Raw genomic sequence first — 23,816 nt, 5'->3', positions numbered from 1 at the left:
CGCTAGAAAGCCAGAATATGCCGCCAAACGGACATTCCACCGTTCCGCGTGAGATTCCGCAGCTGGAAAGGCTGCCGAGGCCGGTCTACGCGCGGGTGGAATCCCTCGGCAGCGATTCCTGGTCGGCGCCGCACAGCCACCCCTGGGTGCAGTTTTCCTATGCGATCCAGGGCGTGCTCGGCGTGCACACTGCCGAGGGCAGCTACGTGGCGCCGCCGCAACGGGCGATCTGGGTCCCGGCCGGGCTGCAGCATCAGGTCGGCAGCAACGCCCGCGCGGAGATGCGCAGCCTCTACATCGAACAATCGGCGGCGCCCTGGATGCCGGCGCGCTGCCAGGTGGTGGAGGTCTCGCCGCTGACCCGCGAGCTGATTCGCAGCTTCACCGCGCTGCCCAGCGAATATGCCGAGGAGGGCGCCGACGGCCGCCTGGTACAGGTGCTGCTGGACCAGTTGCGGCAGGCCAAGGAGGTCAGCCTGTCGTTGCCGCTGCCGGTGGATGAGCGCCTGCGGGTGCTCTGCGAGAGCCTGCAGGCGGACCCGGCCGACGGGCGCGATCTCGGCTACTGGGCGGCGCGCATCGGCGTGTCGGAAAAAACCCTGTCGCGGATCTTCCTGCGCGAGACCGGGCTGTCGTTCCGCGCCTGGCGCCAGCGTCTGCGCCTGCTGCACGCGCTGGCACCGCTGGAGAATGGCGAACGGGTCACCGATGTGGCCCTGAGCTGCGGCTATGAATCCACCTCGGCCTTCATCACCGCCTTCCGCCAGCACTTCGGCTGCACGCCGGGGGAATTCTTCAACATCTGACTCTGGGCGGTGGTCATTAAGTTGACGCCGGCAATATGACTTAATGCGTGCCATATGCGGACTCGCTCGGTAGAATCCGCGATTTTCCCGCGCGGCCGGTCCGCCCACCTGGAGAGCCGTGTGCCCATTCCGATCATTTTCGACACCGATCCCGGTATCGACGACGCCCAGGCACTGGCGCTGATCCTCGCCGATCCGGGCATCGAGCTGCTCGGCGTGACCACCACCTTCGGCAACGTTTCCGTCGACACGGCGACGCGCAACGCGCTGCTCCTGCTGGAACACGCCGGCGTCGACGTGCCCGTGGCGCGGGGCATCGGCAAGCCGCTGCGCAAGGAGCCGCTGCCGGTTCCGGCGCACATCCATGGCGCCGACGGCCTGGGCAACCAGAACCTCGGCGAACCGCAAGGGCGGGCGATCGAGCAGAACGCCGCCGAGTTCATCATCGAGCAGACCCGCCTGCGCCCCGGCGAGATCACCTTGGTCGCGGTCGGTCCGCTGGGCAACCTGGCGCAGGCGCTGGCACTCGATCCGCACCTGGCCGGCCGGGTGGCGCGGGTGGTGGTGATGGGCGGCTCGATCCGCGAGGGCGGCAATGTCACGCCGCTGGCCGAAGCCAACATCTTCTCCGACCCGCATGCCGCGCAGCGTGTGCTCACCGCCGGCTGGCCGCTGACGCTGGTCGGCCTCGACGTCACCCACCGCACCCTCATCGACCCGCCGCGCATGGCGCGTATCGCCCATGCGCAGCCGCGCCTGGGACCGGTCCTGGCGCGCGCCTTCGAGTTCTACGCGGGCTTCTATCGCACCTTTCTCGGCCGCGATGGCTGCTGCCCGCACGACAGCTGCGCGGTGGCCTGGCTGCGACGGCCGGAGCTGTTCCGTAGTGTGCGCGGGCACCTCAACGTGGTCACCGAGGGCATCGCCGAGGGGCAGACGGTGTTCGCCGAGGCCGGTCGCGAGTTCGTCAGCGAGCGCTGGAGCGGCACGCCGCCGGTGGAGGTCTGCCTGGGCGTCGACGCTGCCGCCGTGGAGGACTGGATGGAGGCGGTGCTGACCGCCGGGAACGCGATACCGCCGGCGCCTGCGCCGGCCTGAGCGCCGTGGCGGCGCCCGGTCGCCGCGTAGTGTCAACCAAGCGGCCGTGACAGCGGCTTCTGCGTGCTGCTGGCTTACAAGAACAATTCCAGCGATTACCGACAATCGAAAATCGAAATCTTTGGGAGTGTTCATGAAGAGCTGGCTCGACAACCTGAGCGTCACACGCAAGCTGGGACTTGGCTTCGGCGTGGTGCTGATCCTTACCGTAATCCTCGCCTCGGCAGGCTGGAACAGCCTGGAAAGCGTGATTCAACGCAGCAACGCGATGAGCCAGATCAACCGGCTCGGCGACGCGCTGACGGCGCTGCGCATCGCCCGCCTGCAGTACATGCTGGCGAACGGCGACGAGAAGGCCGCCGCCGCCGTACAGCGCGCGCTGGACACCTACCTTCGCGACCACGACAAGATCCACGAACTCTTCATCAGCCCGGAGAGCACGCGCCTGCTGGAGCAGCAGTCGGCCGTGATCGCCGACTACCAGCGTTCGCTGAACCTGATGCGCGAGTCGTACAAGGCCACCCAGCAGGCGCGCCTGACGATGGGCGACAATGCGCTCAGGATCAACGACGCGATCAAGACCATCAACGCCCAGGTGTTGCAGCTGCCCGGTGACGACGAGAGCCGCTTTTCGCAGTTCCGCTCGATCACCCAGACCCGGGAAGACTGGCAGATGGTGCGCTACCAGGTGCGCGGCTACACCGGCAATCCGACTGCCGACACCGAGCGCACGGCGATGACCCAGCTGGACGACACCCAGCGCGCGTTCGCCGCGTTCAAGGCGGTGTTCGGCCCGGACCATCCGCAGCTCGTCACCCAGATCGACAGCGCGCTGGGCGCCTACCACGACGCCTTGCTGGCCTTCGTCAAGGCCAACGCCGACCTCGTCGACGTGCGCGGGAAACTGACCGAACAGGCGGAGGAGATCGTCAGGTACGACGAGCGTCTGACCCAGCTGCAGGTCGACCGGCGCGACGCCGAAAGCGCCCAGGCGCGTGGCGTGCAGATCGTCGCGGCGCTGCTGGCGGTGCTCTTCGGCGTGCTCGCCGCGTGGATCATCACCCGTCAGATCACCCGTCCGCTGCGCGATACCCTGGCCGCGGTGGAGCGCATCGCCGCCGGCGACCTGGCGCAGAGCCTCGTCGTCCAGCGCCGCGACGAACTGGGCGTGCTGCAGCAGGGCATCCAGCGCATGGGCGCGACCCTGCGCGAGCTGATCGGCGGGATTCGCGACGGCGTCACCCAGATCGCCAGCGCGGCCGAAGAGCTGTCCGCGGTGACCGAGCAGACCGCCGCCGGGGTCAATACGCAGAAGATCGAGACCGACCAGGTCGCCACGGCCATGCACGAGATGTCCGCCACCGTGCAGGAAGTCGCGCGCAATGCCGAACAGGCTTCGCTGGCGGCCTCGCAGGCCGATGGCGAAGCCCGCGAGGGCGACCGGGTGGTGATCGAGGCCATCGCCCAGATCGAGCGGCTGGCCCAGGAAGTGGTGCGCTCCTCGGACGCCATGGGCGTGCTGCAGACGGAGAGCAACAAGATCGGCAGCGTGGTCGACGTGATCAAGGCGGTGGCTGAGCAGACCAACCTGCTGGCGCTCAACGCGGCCATCGAAGCGGCGCGGGCCGGCGAGGCCGGACGCGGGTTCGCCGTGGTCGCCGACGAGGTGCGCGCCCTGGCGCGACGCACGCAGAACTCCACCGAGGAAATCGAGGTGCTGGTCGCCGGCCTGCAGCAGGGCACGCAACAGGTCGCCACCATCATGCAGGGCAGTCGCGCGGTCACCGATACCAGCGTGGAGTTGAGCCGCAAGGCCGGCAGCGCGCTGGAAAACATCACCGGCACGGTGTCGAACATCCAGTCGATGAACCAGCAGATCGCCGCGGCGGCCGAGCAGCAGAGCGCGGTGGCCGAGGAGATCAGCCGCAGCGTGGTCAACGTGCGCGACATTTCCGAGCAGACCGCCACGGCGGGCGAGGAAATCGCCAAGTCGAGCGTCGAACTGGCGCGCCTCGGCGGGCAGCTGCAGGCCATGGTCGGCCATTTCCGCGTCTGAAGCGGCTCAGCCGCTGATCGATTCGCCGCCGGCGTGGTTCTCCAGGCATGCCCGCAGGCGACGAATCTGCTCCTGTTGCTGCGCCAGCGCACGGCGCAGTTCGGCGCAGCCGGATTTCCGCTCGTCCTGCTGCCAGCGCCGGCTACGCCAGGTGTAGAAGGTGGTGTCGGACATGCCGTGGCGCCGGCACAGTTCGGCGGCCGGCACGCCGGCCGCCGCCTCGGCGAGAATCACGGCGATCTGCTCGTCGCTGAAACGCGGTTTGCGCATGGCTTCGCCCTCAGCGTGCGCCGTCGGCGCGCGGCGCGACGGTCACCAGCAGGATGCCGCCGACGATCGCCAGCACGCCGGCGACCAGCGTCAGGCTGAGGCTTTCGCCCAGGAAGATCACCGCCATGAGCAGGCCGACCACCGGCACGCCGAGCATCGCCGAGGACATGCTGGTGGTGGACAGCCACATGCTCGCCGCATTCACCGCGCAGAAGCAGAAGGCCGTCGCCAGCGGGCCGACGAACAACGCCACCTGCCAGAACGTGCGCGATCCATCGCCGCTGAACGGCCCCTCGACGAGCCAGGCGATCGCCAGCAGCGGCACGCTCGCCGTGAGCATCTGCCAGGGCGCCAGCTGGTAGGCGCTGGCGCTGCCCTTCGCGTGGCGCAGGTGAAGGATGCACAGCGCCCAGCAGAACGAGGCGGCGAGCAGCATCAGGTTGGCCTTCACCAGGCGGCCGTCGCTCCAGTCCAGCGCCAGCGGGTTGAACAGCACGGCGACGCCCAGCACACCGAGCAGGGTGCCGGCCAACTGGCGGGGGGAAAGCCGTTCGCGGAAGAACAGGATCGCCGCCGGCGTCACCCACAGCGGCGTGGTGTAGGCGAGCACCGCCGAGCGCCCGGCCGGGATGTCGAGCATGGCGATGGCGCCGAGCACGGTGAAGGCGAGCATCTGCAGCAGCCCGACGCTGGCGATCAGCGGCAGGTCGCGGCGGCGCGGCAGGCGCAGGGTGCCGGTGACGATCTGCAAGATGAACAGGCACAGGCAGCCGAGGACGAAGCGGGTGGCCGAGAACCAGATCGGCGTGACGTGCGCCAGGCCGGTCTTCATCACCGGCCAGTTCGCGCCCCAGATCAGGATCGCCACCAGCAGCAGGGCGACGCCTTTGCTGCGGGTGGAGAACAGCGCACGGCGCGCGTCCGGGGCGGCGGTGCAGGCGTTGCGAGATTGGGCCATGGATATCCTCCAGCGCGGCTAGGGTTGGCGTGGCTGGAGAAAACTTTATTACTCCCCGAGGGGAGAGTTTTTCTCAAATTCATTGCGCTTATGGCTTTTTGAAGATATTCACTCTCCAAAATCTTATTTGCGGAGAATATCTCTCTCATGCGCCAGCTCGACCGCACCGACATCGGCATTCTCAACCGCCTCCAGGAGAACGCCCGCATCACCAATGCCGAGCTGGCCCGCTCGGTGAACCTGTCGGCGACGCCGTGCTTCAACCGGGTCAAGGCGATGGAGGAACTCGGCCTGATCCGCCAGCAGGTGACGCTGCTGGCGCCGGACCTGCTAGGGCTGCACGTCAACGTGTTCATCCACGTCAGCCTGGAGAAGCAGGTGGAAGACGCGCTGCAGCGTTTCGAGCAGGCGATCGCCGAGCGGCCGGAAGTGATGGAGTGCTACCTGATGACCGGCGACGCCGACTATCTGTTGCGGGTGCTGGTGCCGACCATCCAGGCGCTGGAGCGCTTCATCCTCGATCACCTGACCAAGGTGCCGGGCGTGGCCAACATCCGCTCGAGCTTCGCGCTCAAGCAGGTGCTCTACAAGACCGCGCTGCCGCTGCCGGCCAATGGCCTGACCCTGGCCTGACTGCGCATCAGGCGCCGAGGCGCGCGAACGCCTCGTCGCACCGTGCCGCCAGGATGAAGTCGTTGCGGTGGACATCGTGGATCTTGTGGGTCCACCAGTTGACCCGCACCTTGCCCCACTCGACCCGCAGCGCCGGATGATGGTTTTCCGCCTCCGCCAGTTCGCCGATGGCATTGGCGAAGGCCAGCGCCGCCTTGAAGTCGGCGAAGGCGAAGTCGCGCTCCAGTTGCCGCACCCCGTCGCGAGTCACCAGGGACCAGCCCGGAAGCTGTGCATGCAGGGCCGCAATCGCCTGCTCGTCGAGGGCTGGCGCATCGGCGCGGCAGGCTTCGCAGGGCAGTTTTCCAAGGTCGTTCATGGTTGCTCCGTGATCAGGTTGTCCGCGATTTCGGACACCGGCGGCAGCACAACGTCCGGGCGCAGGGTGGCGATCAGGGCACGCACGCTACCCGGCAGCGCCTCCAGTTCGCGCACCAGGATGCTGCGCTCGCGCATGGCCCAGGGTTCGTCCAACTCCACCGTCGCCAGCTGCATGGTGCGGCTGTGCCGGCGCGCCGCCGATTCGGGAATGATGCCGATGCCGACGCCGGCCTCGACCATCCGGCAGATCGCCTCGAAGCTGGACATCTGGATGCGCAGTGAAAGGGTTTCGCCGAGGCGCTCGACGTGGTCGCGGAGGAAGCTGAGCAGGGTGCTGCCGTCGTGCAGGCCGATGTGCTGGTAGGCGAGCGTCTGGCGCAGGGTGACGCGCTGCTCGCTGGCCAGCGGATGGCCCAGCGGCACCGCCAGCACCAGGTGGTCGGTGCTGAAATGCAGCACCTGCAGCCCGGTCGCTTCCACCGGCCCGGCGATGATCCCGAGGTCGGCAGCGCCGTCGAGCACGCCGCGGACGATGTCGCGGCTGAGTTTTTCCTGCAGGTCCACCGTGACCGCCGGGCGCTCGGCGAGGAAGCGCGCCAGCACCTCGGGAAGGAACTCGGTCACCGCCGTGGTGTTGGCGTAGATGCGGATGTGCCCGGCGGTTTCGGTGCCGTTGCTGGCGAACTCGCTCTTCAGGTAATCGACCTGGCGCATGATCAGACGCGCGTGCTGCAGCAGGCGCTCGCCCGCGGGGGTCAGCTCTACGCCACGGCTGTCGCGATAGAGCAGGCGGCTGCCGAGCTGGCCTTCCAGAGCCTTGATCCGCGCGCTGGCCGCGGCCGGCGAAAGAAACGCGCGGCGCGCGCCCTGGGTCAGGCTGGGCGATTCGGCGATGTGGATGAACAGCCGCAGGTCGGCCAGATCGAAATGCATGCGCTGTTTTCCCTCGTAGAACGCAAGGTCGGGTGCTCGCGAATTGACAACAGTCCGTAGGGAGGGCTTCAGCCCACCGTTGCCCGCCCTGCGGTAAATCGGTAGCCCACGGGTTCTGTTCGTAGGGTGGGCTTCAGCCCACGCGGTAAGTCGCGGGCGAGTATTGGTGGGCTGAACCCCACCCTACGGTGTGTGCCGCTCAAACGCGGCACTGCGTTCAGCATAACCGAACGCTGGTATACGTAATTGCAAATTCTCAGAACGCCGGTCGCGCAGCATGATCCGCCCACAACAATAACCGCTGCGGAAATTCACCCATGAACGATTCTGCTTTCAGTGCCTGGATCGGGCGTACCGAGGAGGCTCACGATCAGTTGAGCCGAAACCTGCTCAAGCGCATCGCCGCCACCTTCGGCGAGCCGACGCCGGCCCACGGCGAGGCGCTGCCGCCGCTGTGGCAGTGGTGCTTCTTCCAGGAGCCGATCGCCGAAAGCAGTCTCGGCGGCGATGGCCATCCGGCACGCGGCGGCTTCCTGCCGCCGGCCGACAACCGCAACCGCATGTGGGCCGGCGGGCGTCTTGAGTTTCACGAGCCGCTGCGTGCCGGCGGCGAAGCCGGGCGCGTATCGACCATCACCCACATTGAGGAAAAGCACGGCCGTACCGGCGCGCTGCTGTTCGTCACCGTGCGCCATGATTACTCGCAGGATGGCCGCCTGGCGATCCGCGAGGAGCAGGACATCGTCTACCGCGAACCGACGCCCCCGAAGACGGCCAGCGGCGAGTTGCCGTCGGCGGGCGACTGGAGCGAATCGGTGGAGCCGACGCCGACCCTGCTGTTCCGCTACTCGGCGGTGACTTTCAACGGCCATCGCATCCACTACGACTTCCCCTACGTGACCGGCACCGAGGGCTACTCCGGCCTGGTGGTGCACGGCCCGATGATCGCCACCCTGAACCTGCGCGCGTTCTGCCGCGCCAACCCGCAGGCGCGCCTGCGCCGCTTCGCCTACCGCGGCGTTCGTCCGCTGATCGCGCCGCAGCCGTTCGAGGTCGGCGGGCGCATCGTCGCGCCGGGCAAGGCCGAGCTGTGGGCCGGCAACGCCGGTGGCATCGCGCAGAGCGCGGAAGTGGAATTCGACCCGGCGTAATCCGTCCATCCGTGACGACGCCCCATCCGATCGGCGCCGGTGCGCCCGACAAGAACAAGAGGACGCTATGAAGACCTACGACCAGGACGAACTGAATGCCATCCGTGACGGCGTGCGCGCGCTCTGCGCCGAGTTCCCCGCCGAGTACTGGCGCAAGATCGACGAGGAAAAGGGCTTTCCCGAAGCCTTCGTCAAGGCACTGACCGAGGCCGGCTGGCTCTCGGCGATGATTCCCGAGGAATACGGCGGCTCCGGCCTCGGCCTGGCCGAGGCCTCGGTGATCCTCGAGGAGGTGAACCACTGCGGTGGCAACTCCGGCACCGTTCACGGGCAGATGTACAACATGTTCACCCTGCTGCGGCACGGCAGCGAGGAGCAGAAGCGCTACTACCTGCCGAAGCTGGCCAGCGGCGAGCTGCGCCTGCAGTCGATGGGCGTCACCGAACCCACCACCGGCACCGATACCACCAAGATCAAGACCACCGCGGTGCGCCAGGGCGACAAGTACGTGATCAACGGGCAGAAGGTGTGGATCTCGCGCATCCAGCATTCCGACCTGATGATCCTGCTGGCGCGCACCACGCCGCTGGCCGAGGTGAAGAAAAAGTCCGAAGGCATGTCGATCTTCCTGGTCGACCTGCGCGAAGCCATCGGCCACGGCCTGACCGTGCAGCCCATCGCCAACATGGTCAACCACGAGACCAACGAGCTGTTCTTCGACAACCTGGAGATTCCCGCCAGCAGCCTGATCGGCGAAGAGGGTAAGGGCTTCAAGTACATCCTCGACGGGCTCAACGCCGAGCGCACGCTGATCGCCGCCGAGTGCATCGGCGACGGTCGCTGGTTCATCGAAAAGGCCAGCGCCTATGCCCGCGACCGCGTGGTATTCGGCCGGCCGATCGGGCAGAACCAGGGCGTGCAGTTCCCCATCGCCGAGGCGCACATCGAGATCGAGGCCGCCGACCTAATGCGCTGGCGCGCCTGCGCCGAATACGACAGCGGCATCAATGCCGGGGCGGCGGCCAACATGGCCAAGTACCTGGCGGCCAAGGCCAGCTGGGAGGCGGCGAACGCCTGCCTGCAGACCCACGGTGGTTTCGGCTTCGCCAACGAGTACGACGTCGAGCGCAAATTCCGCGAGACGCGCCTGTACCAGGTGGCGCCGATCTCCACCAACCTGATCCTGTCCTACGTGGCCGAGCATTTGCTCGAACTGCCGCGTTCGTTCTGACCTGGGGCGGTGGGCTGAAGATTGGTGGGCTGAAGCCCACCCTACGCCGGACCCTCTTTGTAGGGTGGGCTTCAGCCCACCAACCACCGCGCCACTGACCGCCTGGACGGAAGATCAACGATGCACATCGACCACCTGGATCACCTGGTACTCACCGTCGCCGACCTCGACGTCACGGTGGATTTCTACACCCGCGTGCTGGGCATGCAGGAAGTGACCTTCGGCGAGGGGCGCAAGGCGCTCGGTTTCGGCATGCAGAAGATCAATCTGCACCAGGCCGGCAGGGAATTCGAGCCCAAGGCCGAGCGCCCGACGCCGGGCTCGGCGGACCTCTGCTTCATCGTCGCCACGCCGCTGGAGGAGGTCATCGCGCACCTTGAAACGCAAGGCGTGGCGATCCTCGAAGGGCCGGTGCGACGCACCGGCGCCACGCAGCCGATCCGCTCGGTCTACGTGCGCGACCCCGATTTCAACCTGATCGAACTCTCGAATCCGCTGGACGAAGGACAAAAATAATGAGCGAACACACCCGGCAACTGACCGCCTTCCTGGCCGATCTCGCGTATGAAGACGTGCCCGACGCCGTGCTGGCGCGCACCGAGGACCTGTTCCTCGACTGGCTCGGCTCGGCGCTGGCCAGCCAGGGCTCGCACCCGATTCCGCTGTTCGAGCGCTATGCGCAGAAGATGGGCCCGGCCAGCGGCCCGGCGAACATCCTGGTCGACGGGAGCCGCAGCTCGGCGTATTTCGCCGCCCTGGTGAACGGTGCCAGCTCGCACCTGGTGGAGCAGGACGACCTGCACAACAGCTCGGTGCTGCACCCGGCGACGGTGGTGTTCCCCGCCGTGCTGGCCGCCGCGCAGGACCGTGGCAAGTCCGGCCGCGCGCTGCTGCTGGCGGCGCTTGCCGGTTACGAGGCGGGCATCCGCATCGGCGAATTCATGGGCCGCTCGCACTACCGCATCTTCCACACCACGGCCACGGTCGGCACCCTCGCCGCGGCGGTGGCGGTCGGCAAGCTGCTGGAGTTCGACCAGGAACAGTTCGTCAACCTGCTCGGCAACGCCGGCACCCAGGCCTCCGGGCTCTGGGAGTTCCTCCGCGACGCGGCGGACTCCAAGCAGTTGCACACGGCCAAGGCCGCCGCCGACGGGCTGCTCGCCGCCTACCTGACCGAGGACGGCCTGACCGGCGCGCGCAACATCCTTGAAGGCGAGCAGGGCATGGCCGCCGGGATGTCCAGCGATGCCGACCCGAGCAAACTGTCCGACCGCCTCGGTAGCCGCTGGGCGCTGGTGGAGACCTCGTTCAAGTTCCACGCCTCCTGCCGTCACACCCATCCGGCCGCCGACGCCCTGCTGCAGCTGATGCAGCGCGAAGGGCTCAGCCATGAGCAGATCGAGCAGGTCACCACCCGCGTGCACCAGGGCGCCATCGACGTGCTCGGTCGCGTGGTGGTGCCTCAGACCGTGCACCAGGCGAAGTTTTCCATGGGCACGGTGCTGGGCCTGATCGCCGTGCACGGCAAGGCGCAGCTCACCGAATTCCACACCCTGGCGCTGACCGACCCGAACGTCTCGGCGTTCCGCGAGAAGGTCAGCATGCAGCTCGACCCCGAGGTCGACGGCGCCTACCCGGCGCGCTGGCTCGGCCGGGTCGAGGTGACCACCACCGACGGGCGCCGGCTGGCCGCCGCTATCGACGAGCCGAAGGGCGATCCGGGCAACACCCTCAGCCGTCCCGAACTGGAAGACAAGTTCCGCCGCCTGCTGGCCTTCGCCGGCGCGCGTTCGCCCGAGCAGGCCGACGCGCTGATCGCCCTGGTCTGGCGCCTGCGCGAGCTGGACGACCTCGGCGTGTTGGCCTGAGTCGCGGATCGGTGCGCAGGGCGCACCCTACGGGCGCCGCGATCACCAACGAGTCGTAGGGTGGATCGCGCTTCATCGATCCACCGAGCGGCCGGCGCCGCCACAAACAAGAAACACAGGAACCGGACATGAACGACATCGCACACAACCCGCGTCCGCTGGACGGCATCACCGTGGTCAGCCTTGAACACGCCATCGCGGCGCCGTTCTGCACCCGCCAGCTGGCCGACCTCGGCGCCCGCGTGATCAAGGTCGAACGCCCTGGCGTAGGCGACTTCGCCCGCGGCTACGACGAGCGCGTCAATGGCCTGGCCTCGCACTTCGTCTGGACCAACCGCTCGAAGGAAAGCCTGAGCCTGGACCTCAAGCAGGACGATGCGACGAAGATCCTCGACGCCCTGCTGCAGGACGCCGACGTGCTGGTGCAGAACCTCGCACCCGGCGCGGCGGCGCGCATGGGGCTGTCGTTCGAGGCGCTGCACGAGCGCTTCCCGAAGCTGATCGTCTGCGACATCTCCGGCTACGGCGAGGGCGGCCCCTACGAGAAGAAGAAGGCCTACGACCTGCTGATCCAGAGCGAGGGCGGCTTCCTGTCCGTCACCGGCGGGCCGGGCGAAGAGGAAATGGCCAAGGCCGGCTGCTCGATCGCCGACATCGCCGCCGGCATGTACGCCTACAGCAGCATCCTTTCCGCGCTGCTGCTGCGCGGTCGCACCGGTCAGGGCAGCCGCATCGACGTGAGCATGCTGGAAAGCCTGGTGGAGTGGATGGGCTACCCGATGTACTACGCCTACCAGGGGGCGAATCCGCCACCTCGTGCCGGCGCCGCGCACTCGACGATCTACCCCTACGGCCCGTTCCCGGCCGGCGACGGCGGTACGGTGATGCTCGGCCTGCAGAACGAGCGCGAGTGGGCGGCGTTCTGCGACAAGGTGCTGCTGCAGCCGGAGCTGGCGGTGGACGAGCGCTTCTCGGCCAACTTCAAGCGCTCGACCAACCGCGCCGAATTGCGCGGGATCATCGTCGAGTCCTTCGCCAAACTCAGCGCCGAGCAGGTGATCGAGCGCCTGGAGCAGGCACAGATCGCCAACGCTCACGTCAACGACATGGCCGGTGTCTGGGCTCATCCGCAGCTCAAGGCGCGCGACGGCTGGCGCGAGATCGACAGCCCGGCGGGCACGCTCCCGTCGCTGCTGCCGCCGGGGCGCAGTAACGCCTTCAGCCCGCGCATGGACGCCGTGCCCGGCCTCGGCCAGCATTCGGCGCAGATCCTCGCCGGGCTGGGTTATTCCAGCGACGAGGTGGAGCGCCTGCGCGACAGCGGCGTCATCTAGTAGACGCCGCGTCCTCCGAACGATCCCTCTTCCCGCGGGAGAGGACCGGGGAGTGCCACGCTCCCCGCCACAACAAGAGAAGAGCCATGAGTCCATCCCCCCTTCGCACGGCACTGTTCGTGCCCGGCAGTCGCCCGGAGCGTTTCGCCAAGGCGCTGGCCAGTGGTGCCGATACCGTCATCGTCGATTTCGAGGACGCCGTCGAGGAGCCGCTCAAGCGCCAGGCGCGCGACAACCTGGCGGCGTTCCTCGCGGCCGAACCCGGCGTGCGCCTGCTGGTGCGGGTGAACGCCCCTGAACACGCCGAGCACGCCGCCGACCTGGCGTTCTGCAAGGCCCAGGCGGGCGTAGTCGGCGTGCTGCTGCCCAAGGTGGAAAGCGCCGCGCAGGTGGCCGCGGTGGCCGCCGTCGGCAAGCCGGTGTGGCCGATCATCGAGAGCGCGCGCGGCCTGCTGGCGCTGGCCGATATCGCCGGCGCGCCGGGTGTGGAGCGCCTGTCGTTCGGCGGCCTGGACCTGGCTCTGGACCTCAACCTGCAAAGCGGCAGCGAGGGCGCCGGACGCGTGCTCGACCAGGCGCGCTACGCGGTGCTGCTGCACTCGCGCGGCGCCGGGCTGGCCGCGCCGCTGGACGGCGTGCATCCGGCCATAGGCGATACCGAGGGGCTGCGTGCCTCGATCCGCCTGGCGGCTGGCATGGGTTTCGCCGGCGCGTTGTGCATTCATCCCCGGCAGGTCGAGGTGATTCACCAGGCGCTGGCGCCCAGCGCCGAGGAGCTGGCCTGGGCGCAACGGGTCATCGACGCCGGCAGTAGCGGCGCGGGGGCCTATCAGGTCGACGGACAGATGGTCGATGCGCCCGTATTGGCCCGTGCACAAAGGCTGCTGGCGTTCGCCAGGCCCTGAGTAGCGCTACGGCGCACTAAGACTTTGGTCGGTAGTGCGCTGCTGCTTTTGATGTAACGGGATATGTGCGCAGCGCTGGAGTGCGCGGAAACCGGGCACTTCGCCATCGCGCTGACGACGCTCGGATTAGTGTTCGCGAATGACGAACGCCGGATTATAAAAAAGCTAATTTACGAAACGCGCCACGTTATGCAACCTGCTCATCGCTTTGCTGGAAAAGGTCTCCGTCGTCGAGCGGTGAACCAGTAGCCAGGGGCCTTTCCTCCTGCTACTGGATTGCATCCGGGCCGTTTCCACGGCTTGGGTCTATCGTTCGCGGTGGATGCTTTATCCAACACTCCAAAAACAATAAAAGGTGATTTCATGCTCAAGCTCCCCAAGGCGCTACTCTGCGCCGCCACGCTCGCCCTCGGTGTGTCCGGCTTTGCCCAGGCGGCCGATCCCATCGTCATCAAATTCGCCCACGTGGTCGCCGACGGCACGCCGAAGGGGCAGGGCGCCAACCTGTTCAAGAAGCTCGCGGAAGAACGCCTGCCAGGCAAGGTGCGGGTGGAGGTCTACCCGAACTCGTCGCTGTTCGGCGACGGCAAGGAAATGGAGGCCTTGCTGCTGGGCGACGTGCAACTGTTGGCGCCCTCGCTGGCCAAGTTCGAGCAGTACACCAAGAAGGTGCAGATCTTCGATCTGCCGTTCCTCTTCGACAACATCGCTGCGGTCGACCGCTTCCAGCACGGCCCGCAGGGCAAGGAACTGCTGACCTCGATGGAGGACAAGAACATCCTCGGCCTGGCCTACTGGCACAACGGGATGAAGCAACTGTCGGCGAACAAGCCGCTGCGCGAACCCAAGGACGCCCGTGGCCTGAAGTTCCGCGTGCAGGCCTCCAGCGTGCTCGAGGAGCAGTTCAAGGCGGTGCGCGCCAACCCGCGCAAGATGAGTTTCGCTGAGGTCTATCAGGGCCTGCAGACCGGCGTGGTCAACGGCACCGAGAACACCTGGTCGAACTACGAGAGCCAGAAGGTGAACGAGGTACAGAAGTACTTCACCGAGTCCGACCACGGCCTGATCGACTACATGGTGATCACCAACGCCAAGTTCTGGAAAGGGCTGCCGGATGACATCCGCCCGCAACTCGAAGAGATCATGGCCGAGGTGTCGGTCGAGGTGAACAAGCAGGCCGAGGCGCTGAACCAGTCTTCCAAGCAGAAGATCATCGACGCCAAGACCAGCGAGATCATCCAGCTGACGCCCGAGCAGCGTGCCGAGTGGCGTGAAGCCATGCGTCCGGTCTGGGAGAAATTCCAGGGCGAGATCGGCGCCGATCTGATCAAGGCCGCCGAAGAATCCAACAAGGCATCCTGATCCGCCATGGCCGCCGCGCCCGGGCGCGGCGGCCATCCCTCTCGCAGTCTTTCCGCGGAGCACTCTAATGCAAACGCTGATGCGATTCTGGGCGCGCCTGGAGGAGGCCATCATTGCCTTCCTGCTGGCTGCCATGACCCTGGTGACGTTCTTCTACGTCGTGATGAACAACCTCTACACCGTTCTGTATTCCCTCGGTGATCGCTGGGAAGCCACCAGCGGTTTCTTCTTCGCATTGGGCGACAGCGTGATGAGCGGTGCCCAGGCGATGACCTGGAGCAGCGCCGCCACTCGCGCACTGTTCGCCTGGCTGATCTTCCTCGGCATCGCCTACGGCGTGCGTACCGGCGGCCATATCGGCATCGATGCGCTGGTCAAGCTGACTTCGCGCGGCACGCAGAAAGTACTCGGCGTGATCGCCTGCCTGTGCTGTCTCGCCTATACCGGCCTGTTCGCCGAGGCCAGTTTCGAGTGGACCGAAACCCTTTACTCCGCGGGCATCGGCGCCGAGGACCTCGGCCACTTCGGCATCCAGCAATGGATGATCGGTCTGGTGGTTCCGGTGGGTTTCGCTCTGGTGTTCATCCGTTTCGTCGAGATCCTCGTGCGCATCCTGCGTGACCAGCAGACCGGGCTCGGCCTCGCCGACGAAGCCGCCGATGCGCTCAAGCTGGCCGAACACGAGGAGGTCAAGTAATGACCATCCTCTTCCTTTTCGTGGCCCTGTTCCTGCTGATGTTCATCGGTGTGCCGATCGCCATTTCCCTTGGCCTGGCCGGCTCCATGACGATCCTGCTGTTCAGCCCGGACTCGGTGCGCTCGCTGGCGATCAAGCTGTTCGAGACCTCCGAGCACTACACGCTGCTGGCGATTCCGTTCTTCCTGCTGGCCGGCGCCTTCATGACCACCGGTGGCGTGGCGCGCCGCCTCATCGACTTCGCCAACGCCTGCGTCGGTCACATCCGTGGCGGCCTGGCAATTTCCGCTGTGCTGGCCTGCATGCTGTTCGCCGCCTTGTCCGGTTCCTCACCGGCCACCGTGGCCGCGGTCGGCTCCATCGCCATCGCCGGCATGGTCCGTTCCGGTTATCCGCAGGCGTTCGGCGCCGGCATCGTGTGTAACGCCGGTACCCTGGGCATCCTGATTCCGCCTTCGATCGTGATGGTGGTGTACGCCGCGGCCACCGAAACCTCCGTCGGCAAGCTGTTCATGGCCGGCGTGGTGCCTGGGCTGCTGCTCGGTGTTGTGCTGATGGTGGCGATCTACATCATCGCGGTGAAGAAGAACCTGCCGGCGTTGCCGCGCGCGTCTTTCCGCGAGTGGCTCACCGCCGCACGCAAGGCGATCTGGGGTCTGCTGTTGATGGTGATCATCCTCGGCGGCATCTATTCCGGAATGTTCACGCCCACCGAGGCGGCGGCCATGGCGGCGGTGTATTCGGCCTTCATTGCGCTGTTCGTCTACAAGGACATGACGTTCCGCGAAGTGCCCAAGGTGCTGCTGGAGTCGGGCAAACTGTCGATCATGCTGATGTTCATCATCGCCAACGCCATGCTCTTCGCCCACGTCCTGACCACCGAGCAGATTCCCCAGACCATCACCGGCTGGGTGATGGAGGCCGGGCTGCAGCCCTGGATGTTCCTCCTGGTGGTGAATATCGTGCTGCTGATCGCCGGTGCCTTCATGGAGCCGTCGGCGGTGATCCTGATCCTCGCGCCGATCCTCTTCCCGATCGCCGTGCACCTGGGCATCGATCCGATCCACCTGGGCATCATCATGGTGGTGAACATGGAGATCGGCCTGATCACGCCGCCGGTGGGCCTCAACCTGTTCGTCACCTCGGCGGTGACCGGAATGCCGGTGACCGCGGTGATCCGCGCGGCGATGCCCTGGCTGCTGCTGCTGATGGTTTTCCTGGGCCTGATCACCTATATCCCGGCGATTTCGCTGATCCTGCCGAACATGCTCGGGATGACCTGAGCGACCGCGCGCTTCGGTGTCCCGCGGATGCCGATGCCCCCGCGAACGATGTTCCCCTTGACCCGTGCTCCTCCGGCACGGGTTTTTTATGGGCGCCCGGAAACCTCTTCCCTGCACGCCCGAACGGCCTTTTTCCGGACGCCGGCAGCCATCTGCGACCATTGTCTTAACCCGGTAAGACAATGGTCGAATGGTTGCCGGGGGCGCCCGGCGGATACAAAGACACCATAGAAAAACAACTATCTACCGAGGTCCTAGTCCATGAGCGCCGCTTCTCTTTATCCCGTCAGTCCCGAGGTCGTAGCCAACACGCTGACCGACGAAGCCACCTACAAGGCCATGTACCAGCAATCGGTCATCAACCCGGATGGCTTCTGGCGCGAGCAGGCCAAGCGTCTCGACTGGATCCAGCCGTTCACCAAGGTCAAGCAGACCTCCTTCGACGATCACCATGTCGACATCAAGTGGTTCGCCGACGGCACCCTCAACGTGTCCTACAACTGCCTGGATCGTCACCTGGCAGAGCGCGGCGACCAGATCGCCATCATCTGGGAAGGCGACGACCCGTCCGAGCACAAGGAAATCACCTACCGCGAATTGCACGAGCGGGTCTGCAAGTTCGCCAACGCCCTGCGCGGGCAGGACATCCATCGCGGCGACGTGGTGACCATCTACATGCCGATGATCCCCGAGGCCGTGGTGGCGATGCTCGCCTGTGCCCGCATCGGCGCGATCCACTCGGTGGTGTTCGGCGGCTTCTCGCCCGAAGCGCTGGCCGGCCGCATCATCGACTGCAAGTCGAAAGTCGTGATCACCGCCGACGAAGGTTTGCGCGGCGGCAAGCGTACGCCGCTCAAGGCCAACGTCGACGACGCGCTGACCAACCCCGAAACCAACAGCATCCAGAAGGTCATCGTGTGCAAGCGCACCGGGGCCGACATCAAGTGGAACCAGCACCGCGACATCTGGTTCGAGGACCTGATGAAAGTGGCCGGCAGCGTCTGCGCGCCGAAGGAAATGGGCGCCGAGGAAGCGCTGTTCATCCTCTACACCTCCGGCTCCACCGGTAAGCCGAAGGGCGTGCTGCACACCACCGCCGGCTACCTGCTGTACGCCGCGCTGACCCACGAGCGCGTGTTCGACTACCGCCCGGGCGAAGTCTACTGGTGCACCGCCGACGTCGGCTGGGTCACCGGCCACAGCTACATCGTCTACGGCCCGCTGGCCAACGGCGCCACCACGCTGCTGTTCGAAGGCATCCCGAACTACCCGGACATCACCCGCGTCGCCAAGATCATCGACAAGCACAAGGTCAACATCCTCTACACCGCGCCTACCGCGATCCGCGCGATGATGGCCCAGGGCAAGGCCGCGGTCGAAGGTGCCGATGGCTCCAGCCTGCGCCTGCTCGGCTCGGTCGGCGAACCGATCAACCCGGAAGCCTGGCACTGGTACCACGAGTGCGTCGGCCAGAGCCGCTGCCCGATCGTCGACACCTGGTGGCAGACCGAAACCGGCGGGGTGCTGATCAGCCCGTTGCCGGGCGCCACCGCGCTCAAACCGGGCTCGGCGACCCGTCCGTTCTTCGGCGTGCAGCCGGCACTGGTGGACAACCTGGGCAACATCATCGACGGCCCGGCCGAGGGCAACCTGGTGATCATCGATTCCTGGCCGGGTCAGGCGCGCAGTCTGTACAAGGACCACGACCGCTTCGTCGACACCTACTTCAAGACCTTCAAGGGCATGTACTTCACCGGCGACGGCGCGCGCCGCGACGAAGACGGCTACTGGTGGATCACCGGCCGCGTGGATGACGTGCTCAACGTTTCCGGTCACCGCATGGGCACCGCCGAGATCGAGAGCGCCATGGTCGCCCACCCGAAAGTCGCGGAAGCCGCCGTGGTCGGCGTGCCGCACGACATCAAGGGGCAGGGCATCTACGTCTACGTCACCCTCAACAGTGGCGAGGAGTACTCCGAGCAGCTGCGCCAGGAGCTCAAGGCCTGGGTGCGCAAGGAGATCGGTCCGATCGCCGTGCCGGACGTCATCCAGTGGGCGCCGGGCCTGCCGAAGACCCGCTCGGGCAAGATCATGCGGCGCATCCTGCGCAAGATCGCCACGGCCGAATACGGCGCGCTGGGTGACATTTCCACCCTCGCCGATCCGAGCGTGGTGGAGCACCTGATCAACACCCACAAGACCATGCAGGTCGCCTGACCCGCTGGCCACGACGCCCCGCCCGGTTCCGTCGGGCGGGGCGTTTTCATTTCGGCTGTCACCGCCTGCCCGGGCGGTGGCGAATCGAAACGCCATGGCGGTTACCGCCTCTCGCCCGCAGCGGGCACAGGCGCGTTCCAGAGCCCTCGGGCCCTTGCGGTGCGCTAATTGCTTCGTTCATCGGTTGGCTGTTTCCTGTCCGGTTGGTCACGTTTCGGACGGCCTGTCAATATCGCCCCTGCGCGCTTTCGGTGCTTCTGTAATTAGTTGTCGCATTGAGGAAATATCCCGCTTCGGCCTGCCGCTAGAATGCCGCCCACCCGAAAGGAGGGCCGCCGATCCCAAAAGGTTCGTGTCGCCGGCGCCTCTGCCAACTCCCTTCGTTCCGGCGGGCCAACCCCGCGGCACCCGACATTTCCGCATCATGGAGCTTTCGATGAAGAACAAGATCGTCCTGTTCGGCGCACTGGCGCTGTCCCTGCTGGCACCGCTGGCGATGGCCGACAAGCCGCTGCGCATCGGCATCGAGGCGGCCTACCCACCGTTCGCCTTCAAGACGCCGGAAGGCAACATCAGCGGCTTCGACTACGACATCGGCGTGGCCCTGTGCGAAGAGATGAAGGTCGAGTGCACGTGGATCGAGCAGGAGTTCGACGGCCTGATCCCGGCGCTGAAGGTGCGCAAGTTCGACGCCATCCTCTCCTCGATGTCGATCACCGACGAGCGCAAGAAGTCGGTCGACTTCACCGGCAAGTACTACTCCACGCCGGCCAAGCTGGCGATGAAGGACGGCGCGACCTACAAGGACGTGGCCGACCTCAAGGGCAAGAAGATCGGCGTGCAGCGCTCCTCGGTGTATGACCGCTACGCCACCGACGTCTTCGCCCCGGCGGGTGCCGAGATCGTCCGCTACAGCTCGCAGAACGAAGTCTTCCTCGACCTCGCCAGCGGCCGCCTCGATGCCACCCTGGCCGACTCGGTGAACATCGACGACGGCTTCCTCAAGACCGACGCCGGCAAGGGCTTCGCCTTCATCGGCCCGGACTTCACCGACGAGCAGTACTTCGGCGAAGGCCAGGGCATCGCGGTGCGCAAGGGCGACAAGGCGCTGGCCGACAAGATCAGCGCGGCGATCCTGGCGATCCGCGCCAACGGCAAGTACAAGCAGGTGCAGGACAAGTACTTCGCGTTCGATGTCTACGGCAAGTAAGGGCTGACGCCAGGAACGCGTCTGATGAAGGCAGGGCGATGAGTCCTGCCTTCGTCGCTCACCCGTGCGGCGCGCATCTGGCGCGCCGCTTCGCCTGAGGACTGCTCGATGTTGAACGGCTACGGGGCGACCATCGTCGATGGCGCCTGGCTGACCCTGCTGCTGGCGCTGACCTCGATGGCCGTCGCCATCGGCCTCGGCCTGCTCGGCGCGGCCTGCCGGCTGTCGCCGCTGCGCTGGCTGGCGCTGCTGGGCGAGACCTACGCCACGGTGATCCGCGGCATCCCCGACCTGGTGCTGATCCTGCTGATCTTCTACGGGGGCCAGGACCTGGTGAACCGCCTCGCGCCGTTGCTCGGCTACGAGGACTACATCGACATCAATCCCTTCGTCGCCGGGGTCTTCACCCTCGGCTTCATCTTCGGCGCCTACCTGTCGGAAACCTTCCGCGGCGCCTTCATGGCGATTCCCAAGGGCCAGGCCGAGGCCGGCGCCGCCTATGGCATGAGCGGGCGCCAGGTGTTCTTCCGCATCCTCGTACCGCAGATGATCCGCCTGGCGATTCCCGGGTTCACCAACAACTGGCTGGTGCTGACCAAGGCCACCGCACTGATTTCCGTGGTCGGCCTGCAGGACATGATGTTCAAGGCCAAGCAGGCGGCGGACGCCACCCGCGAGCCGTTCACCTTCTTCCTCGCGGTCGCCGCGCTCTACCTGGTGCTGACCAGCGTGTCGCTGCTCGCCCTGCGTTTCCTCGAGAAGCGCTACAGTGCCGGCATCAAGGTGGCCGAGCTATGAACCTCAGGTCGATCACGGAGGGCCGCGCATGATCCTTGACTTCTCGGTCATCTGGGACAGCCTGCCGCTGTACTTCGGCGGTGTGCTGGTGACGCTCAAGCTGCTGGCCATCGCCCTAGTCACCGGGCTGGCGGTGGCTATCCCGCTGGCGCTGATGCGTGTGTCGCGGCAGCCGGCGATCAACTTCCCGGCGTGGCTCTACACCTACGTCATCCGTGGCACGCCGATGCTGGTGCAACTGTTCCTGGTCTATTACGGGCTGGCGCAGTTCGCCCTGGTGCGCGAGAGCCTGCTCTGGCCGTACCTGTCCAATGCCACGTTCTGCGCCTGCCTGGCGTTCGCCATCAACACCAGCGCCTACACCGCGGAAATCCTCGCCGGCAGCCTCAAGGCCACGCCGCACGGCGAGATCGAGGCGGCCAGGGCGATGGGCATGTCGCGCGCCCGCCTGTACCGGCGCATCCTGCTGCCCTCGGCGCTGCGCCGTGCGCTGCCGCAGTACAGCAACGAAGTGATCATGATGCTGCACACCACCAGCCTGGCCTCGATCGTCACCCTGATCGACATCACCGGCGCGGCGCGCACCGTCAGCTCGCAGTACTACCTGCCGTTCGAGGCGTTCATCACCGCCGGCGTGTTCTATCTTTGCCTGACCTTCATCCTGGTGCGCCTGTTCAAGCTGGCCGAGCGTCGCTGGCTGGCCTACCTGGCGCCCCGGGCGTCCTGAGGAGAGCGCCATGCAACGCATCGATCATCCGCTGCCCTGGGGCACGCCAGGCACCCAGCGCACCCTCAGCGTGTTCCGTTTCGGCAGCGGCACGGCCAAGGCCTACGTGCAGGCGTCGTTGCACGCGGACGAACTGCCCGGCATGCGCGTGGCGGTCGAGCTCAAGCGGCGCCTGTTCGATCTGGAAGCCCAGGGCCGCCTCACCGGCACCATCGAACTGGTGCCGGTGGCCAACCCGATCGGCCTCGGCCAGCTGTTGCAGGCGAGCCATCTCGGGCGCTTCGAATTCGGCAGCGGGAAGAACTTCAACCGGGGTTTCCTCGACCTCGCCGAACTCATCGCACCGGCGTTGGAGCGGATGCTCGGCGCCGACGCCGCGGCCAACGTGCGGCTGATCCGCGCGGCGATGCGCGAGGCGCTGGCGTGCATGCCCGCCGCACCTTCCGAGCTGGAAGGGCTGCAGCGTCTGCTGCTCGGCCACGCCTGCGACGCCGACGTAGTGCTCGACCTGCATTGCGACATGGAAGCGCTGACCCACCTGTACGCGATTCCGCAGCACGGGCCGCGGTGGCGCTCGCTGGCCGCGCGCCTGGGCGCCGGCGCGGTGCTGCTGGCCGAGGAGTCCGGCGGCAATTCCTTCGATGAAGCCTGCTCGATGCCCTGGCTGAGCGTGGCGCGGCGTTTCGCCGAGGCCAGCGTGCCGTTGGCCTGCCTGGCGACCACCGTCGAACTGGGTGGCATGGGCGACACCGGCCGCGAGCAGGCCGAGGCCAGCGCCGAGGCGATTCTCGCGTTCCTCGCCGAACAGGGGCTGATCGCCGGCGACTGGCCGGCGGCGCCGGCCGACTGCTGCGACGCGACGCCTTTCGAGGGCGCCGAATTCGCCCTGGCGCCGCATGCCGGGGTGGTCAGCTTCCTCCAGCCGCTCGGCGCGCAGGTGCGCGTCGGCGATCCGCTGTTCGAGGTGATCGACCCGCTGGACGGCCGCCACAGCGTCGTGCGTTCCCAGGTCGACGGCGTGCTCTTCGTCCGCGAGCGCATGCGTTTCGCCCGTCCGGGGCTGTGGCTGACCAAGGTCGCCGGCCGCCAACCCATTCGCCAGGGTCGCCTGCTCAGCGACTGACCAGAGAGAGAACATGTACAAGCTCGAAGTCCAGGATCTGCACAAACGCTACGGCGACCACGAGGTGCTCAAGGGCGTGTCGCTGGCGGCCAAGGCCGGCGACGTGATCAGCATCATCGGTTCCTCAGGCTCGGGGAAGAGCACCTTCCTGCGTTGCATCAACCTGCTCGAACAGCCACACGCCGGCAGCATCCTGCTCAACGGCGAGGCGCTCAAGCTCAAGCCAGGCAAGCACGGCGCGCTGAAGGCCGCCGACGAGCGCCAGTTGCAGCGCATGCGTTCGCGGCTGTCGATGGTGTTCCAGCACTTCAACCTGTGGTCGCACATGAGCGCGCTGGAGAACGTCATCGAGGCGCCGGTGCACGTGCTCGGCGTGCCGAAGAAGGAAGCCCTGGAAAAGGCCGAACACTACCTGGCCAAGGTCGGCGTGGCGCACCGCAAGGACGCCTATCCGGCGCACATGTCCGGCGGCGAGCAGCAGCGCGTGGCGATCGCCCGCGCGCTGGCGGTGGAGCCGGAGGTGATGCTGTTCGACGAGCCTACCTCGGCGCTCGACCCTGAGCTGGTCGGCGACGTGCTCAAGGTGATGCAGGACCTGGCCGGGGAGGGGCGCACCATGCTGGTGGTGACCCACGAAATGGGTTTCGCCCGCGAGGTCTCCAGCCAGCTGGTGTTCCTGCACAAGGGTTTGGTCGAGGAGCGCGGCAACCCGCGCGAGGTGCTGGCGAATCCGCAGTCCGAACGACTCAAGCAGTTTCTTTCCGGCAGCCTCAAATAAGCCCTAGACTCGACCGCC

General features: G+C 66.7%; 23 protein-coding genes and 1 pseudogene. 20 read left to right on the top strand and 4 right to left on the bottom strand.

Annotation, left to right across the window (positions count from 1 at the left end):
* The first annotated feature begins 17 nt into the window (after positions 1-17).
* The 4 genes and pseudogenes from B3E91_RS17975 to B3E91_RS22340 all read left to right on the top strand — a co-directional run bounded on the left by B3E91_RS17975 (position 18) and on the right by B3E91_RS22340 (position 3,960).
* On the top strand, positions 18-806 hold the full coding sequence (locus B3E91_RS17975; protein WP_287030801.1) for an AraC family transcriptional regulator: 789 nt from the start codon (positions 18-20) through the stop codon (positions 804-806).
* Between the two features lie 120 nt (positions 807-926).
* The gene (locus B3E91_RS17970) at positions 927-1,904 is read left to right on the top strand and encodes a nucleoside hydrolase (RefSeq protein ID WP_287030800.1); all 978 of its coding nucleotides are present in this window, start codon (positions 927-929) and stop codon (positions 1,902-1,904) included.
* Between the two features lie 133 nt (positions 1,905-2,037).
* Positions 2,038-3,105 (top strand): annotated as a pseudogene (locus tag B3E91_RS22345) (methyl-accepting chemotaxis protein); the annotation flags it as partial.
* Positions 3,097-3,960, top strand: a complete 864-nt coding sequence (locus B3E91_RS22340; RefSeq protein WP_376747749.1) for a methyl-accepting chemotaxis protein — start codon at positions 3,097-3,099, stop codon at positions 3,958-3,960. The pseudogene B3E91_RS22345 and the gene B3E91_RS22340, both read left to right, overlap by 9 nt.
* Positions 3,961-3,966: 6 nt before the next feature.
* On the opposite strand, the gene B3E91_RS17960 is transcribed toward B3E91_RS22340, so the two are convergent.
* Together B3E91_RS17960 and B3E91_RS17955 are read right to left on the bottom strand one after the other, a co-directional pair.
* A complete protein-coding gene (locus tag B3E91_RS17960) occupies positions 3,967-4,230 on the bottom strand; it encodes a transposase (RefSeq protein ID WP_287030797.1) in 264 nt (87 codons plus the stop codon).
* Between the two features lie 10 nt (positions 4,231-4,240).
* The gene (locus B3E91_RS17955; RefSeq protein WP_287030796.1) at positions 4,241-5,188 is read right to left on the bottom strand and encodes a DMT family transporter; all 948 of its coding nucleotides are present in this window, start codon (positions 5,186-5,188) and stop codon (positions 4,241-4,243) included.
* A gap of 147 nt (positions 5,189-5,335) precedes the next feature.
* Between B3E91_RS17955 and bkdR the strand changes: the two genes are divergently transcribed.
* Positions 5,336-5,821, top strand: a complete 486-nt coding sequence (gene bkdR / locus B3E91_RS17950) for a Bkd operon transcriptional regulator BkdR (protein WP_090230193.1) — start codon at positions 5,336-5,338, stop codon at positions 5,819-5,821.
* Between the two features lie 7 nt (positions 5,822-5,828).
* Here bkdR and B3E91_RS17945 read toward each other — a convergent pair whose 3' ends face one another.
* Positions 5,829-6,179 (bottom strand): 4a-hydroxytetrahydrobiopterin dehydratase, encoded by a 351-nt coding sequence (locus tag B3E91_RS17945; RefSeq protein WP_287030795.1) that lies wholly within the window; start codon positions 6,177-6,179, stop codon positions 5,829-5,831.
* The gene (locus B3E91_RS17940; RefSeq protein ID WP_287030794.1) at positions 6,176-7,114 is read right to left on the bottom strand and encodes a LysR family transcriptional regulator; all 939 of its coding nucleotides are present in this window, start codon (positions 7,112-7,114) and stop codon (positions 6,176-6,178) included. The genes B3E91_RS17945 and B3E91_RS17940 overlap by 4 nt, the downstream gene beginning before the upstream one ends.
* A gap of 317 nt (positions 7,115-7,431) precedes the next feature.
* On the opposite strand from B3E91_RS17940, the gene B3E91_RS17935 reads away from it, so the two are divergent.
* The 15 genes from B3E91_RS17935 to B3E91_RS17865 all read left to right on the top strand — a co-directional run bounded on the left by B3E91_RS17935 (position 7,432) and on the right by B3E91_RS17865 (position 23,798).
* Positions 7,432-8,265: an FAS1-like dehydratase domain-containing protein gene (locus B3E91_RS17935; protein ID WP_287030793.1), complete on the top strand. Its 834-nt coding sequence runs from the start codon at positions 7,432-7,434 to the stop codon at positions 8,263-8,265.
* 67 nt (positions 8,266-8,332) lie between these two features.
* Positions 8,333-9,496, top strand: coding sequence for an acyl-CoA dehydrogenase family protein (locus B3E91_RS17930; RefSeq protein WP_090230183.1), 1,164 nt, complete (start codon positions 8,333-8,335; stop codon positions 9,494-9,496).
* 120 nt (positions 9,497-9,616) lie between these two features.
* Positions 9,617-10,012 (top strand): VOC family protein, encoded by a 396-nt coding sequence (locus tag B3E91_RS17925; protein ID WP_286785532.1) that lies wholly within the window; start codon positions 9,617-9,619, stop codon positions 10,010-10,012.
* The gene (locus B3E91_RS17920) at positions 10,012-11,364 is read left to right on the top strand and encodes an MmgE/PrpD family protein (RefSeq protein ID WP_287030791.1); all 1,353 of its coding nucleotides are present in this window, start codon (positions 10,012-10,014) and stop codon (positions 11,362-11,364) included. The genes B3E91_RS17925 and B3E91_RS17920 overlap by 1 nt, the downstream gene beginning before the upstream one ends.
* A gap of 128 nt (positions 11,365-11,492) precedes the next feature.
* Positions 11,493-12,698, top strand: coding sequence for a CaiB/BaiF CoA transferase family protein (locus tag B3E91_RS17915; protein WP_287030790.1), 1,206 nt, complete (start codon positions 11,493-11,495; stop codon positions 12,696-12,698).
* An 86-nt stretch (positions 12,699-12,784) separates the two neighbouring features.
* Positions 12,785-13,603 carry an HpcH/HpaI aldolase/citrate lyase family protein gene (locus tag B3E91_RS17910; RefSeq protein WP_287030789.1) on the top strand — a complete coding sequence of 273 codons (819 nt, stop codon included), beginning with the start codon at positions 12,785-12,787 and terminating at the stop codon, positions 13,601-13,603.
* A gap of 363 nt (positions 13,604-13,966) precedes the next feature.
* Positions 13,967-14,965, top strand: coding sequence for a C4-dicarboxylate TRAP substrate-binding protein DctP (gene dctP, locus B3E91_RS17905; protein ID WP_282344848.1), 999 nt, complete (start codon positions 13,967-13,969; stop codon positions 14,963-14,965).
* Between the two features lie 67 nt (positions 14,966-15,032).
* Positions 15,033-15,662: a TRAP transporter small permease gene (locus tag B3E91_RS17900; protein WP_286785530.1), complete on the top strand. Its 630-nt coding sequence runs from the start codon at positions 15,033-15,035 to the stop codon at positions 15,660-15,662.
* Positions 15,662-16,945, top strand: coding sequence for a C4-dicarboxylate TRAP transporter large permease protein DctM (gene dctM, locus B3E91_RS17895; protein WP_286785529.1), 1,284 nt, complete (start codon positions 15,662-15,664; stop codon positions 16,943-16,945). The genes B3E91_RS17900 and dctM overlap by 1 nt, the downstream gene beginning before the upstream one ends.
* A 261-nt stretch (positions 16,946-17,206) precedes the next feature.
* Complete coding sequence (acs, locus tag B3E91_RS17890; RefSeq protein WP_287030787.1) at positions 17,207-19,162, top strand: acetate--CoA ligase; 1,956 nt, start codon at positions 17,207-17,209, stop codon at positions 19,160-19,162.
* Positions 19,163-19,598: 436 nt separating this feature from the next.
* The gene (locus B3E91_RS17885; protein ID WP_090230159.1) at positions 19,599-20,372 is read left to right on the top strand and encodes an ABC transporter substrate-binding protein; all 774 of its coding nucleotides are present in this window, start codon (positions 19,599-19,601) and stop codon (positions 20,370-20,372) included.
* A 108-nt stretch (positions 20,373-20,480) separates the two neighbouring features.
* Entirely contained in the window at positions 20,481-21,170 is a 690-nt protein-coding gene (locus tag B3E91_RS17880; protein WP_090230156.1) for an ABC transporter permease, read from the top strand.
* Positions 21,171-21,198: 28 nt separating this feature from the next.
* Positions 21,199-21,897, top strand: coding sequence for an ABC transporter permease (locus B3E91_RS17875; protein WP_287030786.1), 699 nt, complete (start codon positions 21,199-21,201; stop codon positions 21,895-21,897).
* Positions 21,898-21,907: 10 nt separating this feature from the next.
* A complete protein-coding gene (locus tag B3E91_RS17870; RefSeq protein WP_287030785.1) occupies positions 21,908-23,020 on the top strand; it encodes a succinylglutamate desuccinylase/aspartoacylase family protein in 1,113 nt (370 codons plus the stop codon).
* Positions 23,021-23,033: 13 nt separating this feature from the next.
* A complete protein-coding gene (locus B3E91_RS17865) occupies positions 23,034-23,798 on the top strand; it encodes an ABC transporter ATP-binding protein (RefSeq protein WP_090230148.1) in 765 nt (254 codons plus the stop codon).
* The last annotated feature ends 18 nt before the right edge of the window (positions 23,799-23,816 follow it).

Origin of the sequence: Pseudomonas sp. UBA6310, from assembly GCF_002438225.1 — a bacterium.
Taxonomy (GTDB): domain Bacteria; phylum Pseudomonadota; class Gammaproteobacteria; order Pseudomonadales; family Pseudomonadaceae; genus Pseudomonas_O; species Pseudomonas_O kuykendallii.
The sequence above is the reverse complement of the archived record's forward strand: the minus strand, read 5'-3'. Positions and strand labels throughout refer to the sequence as shown.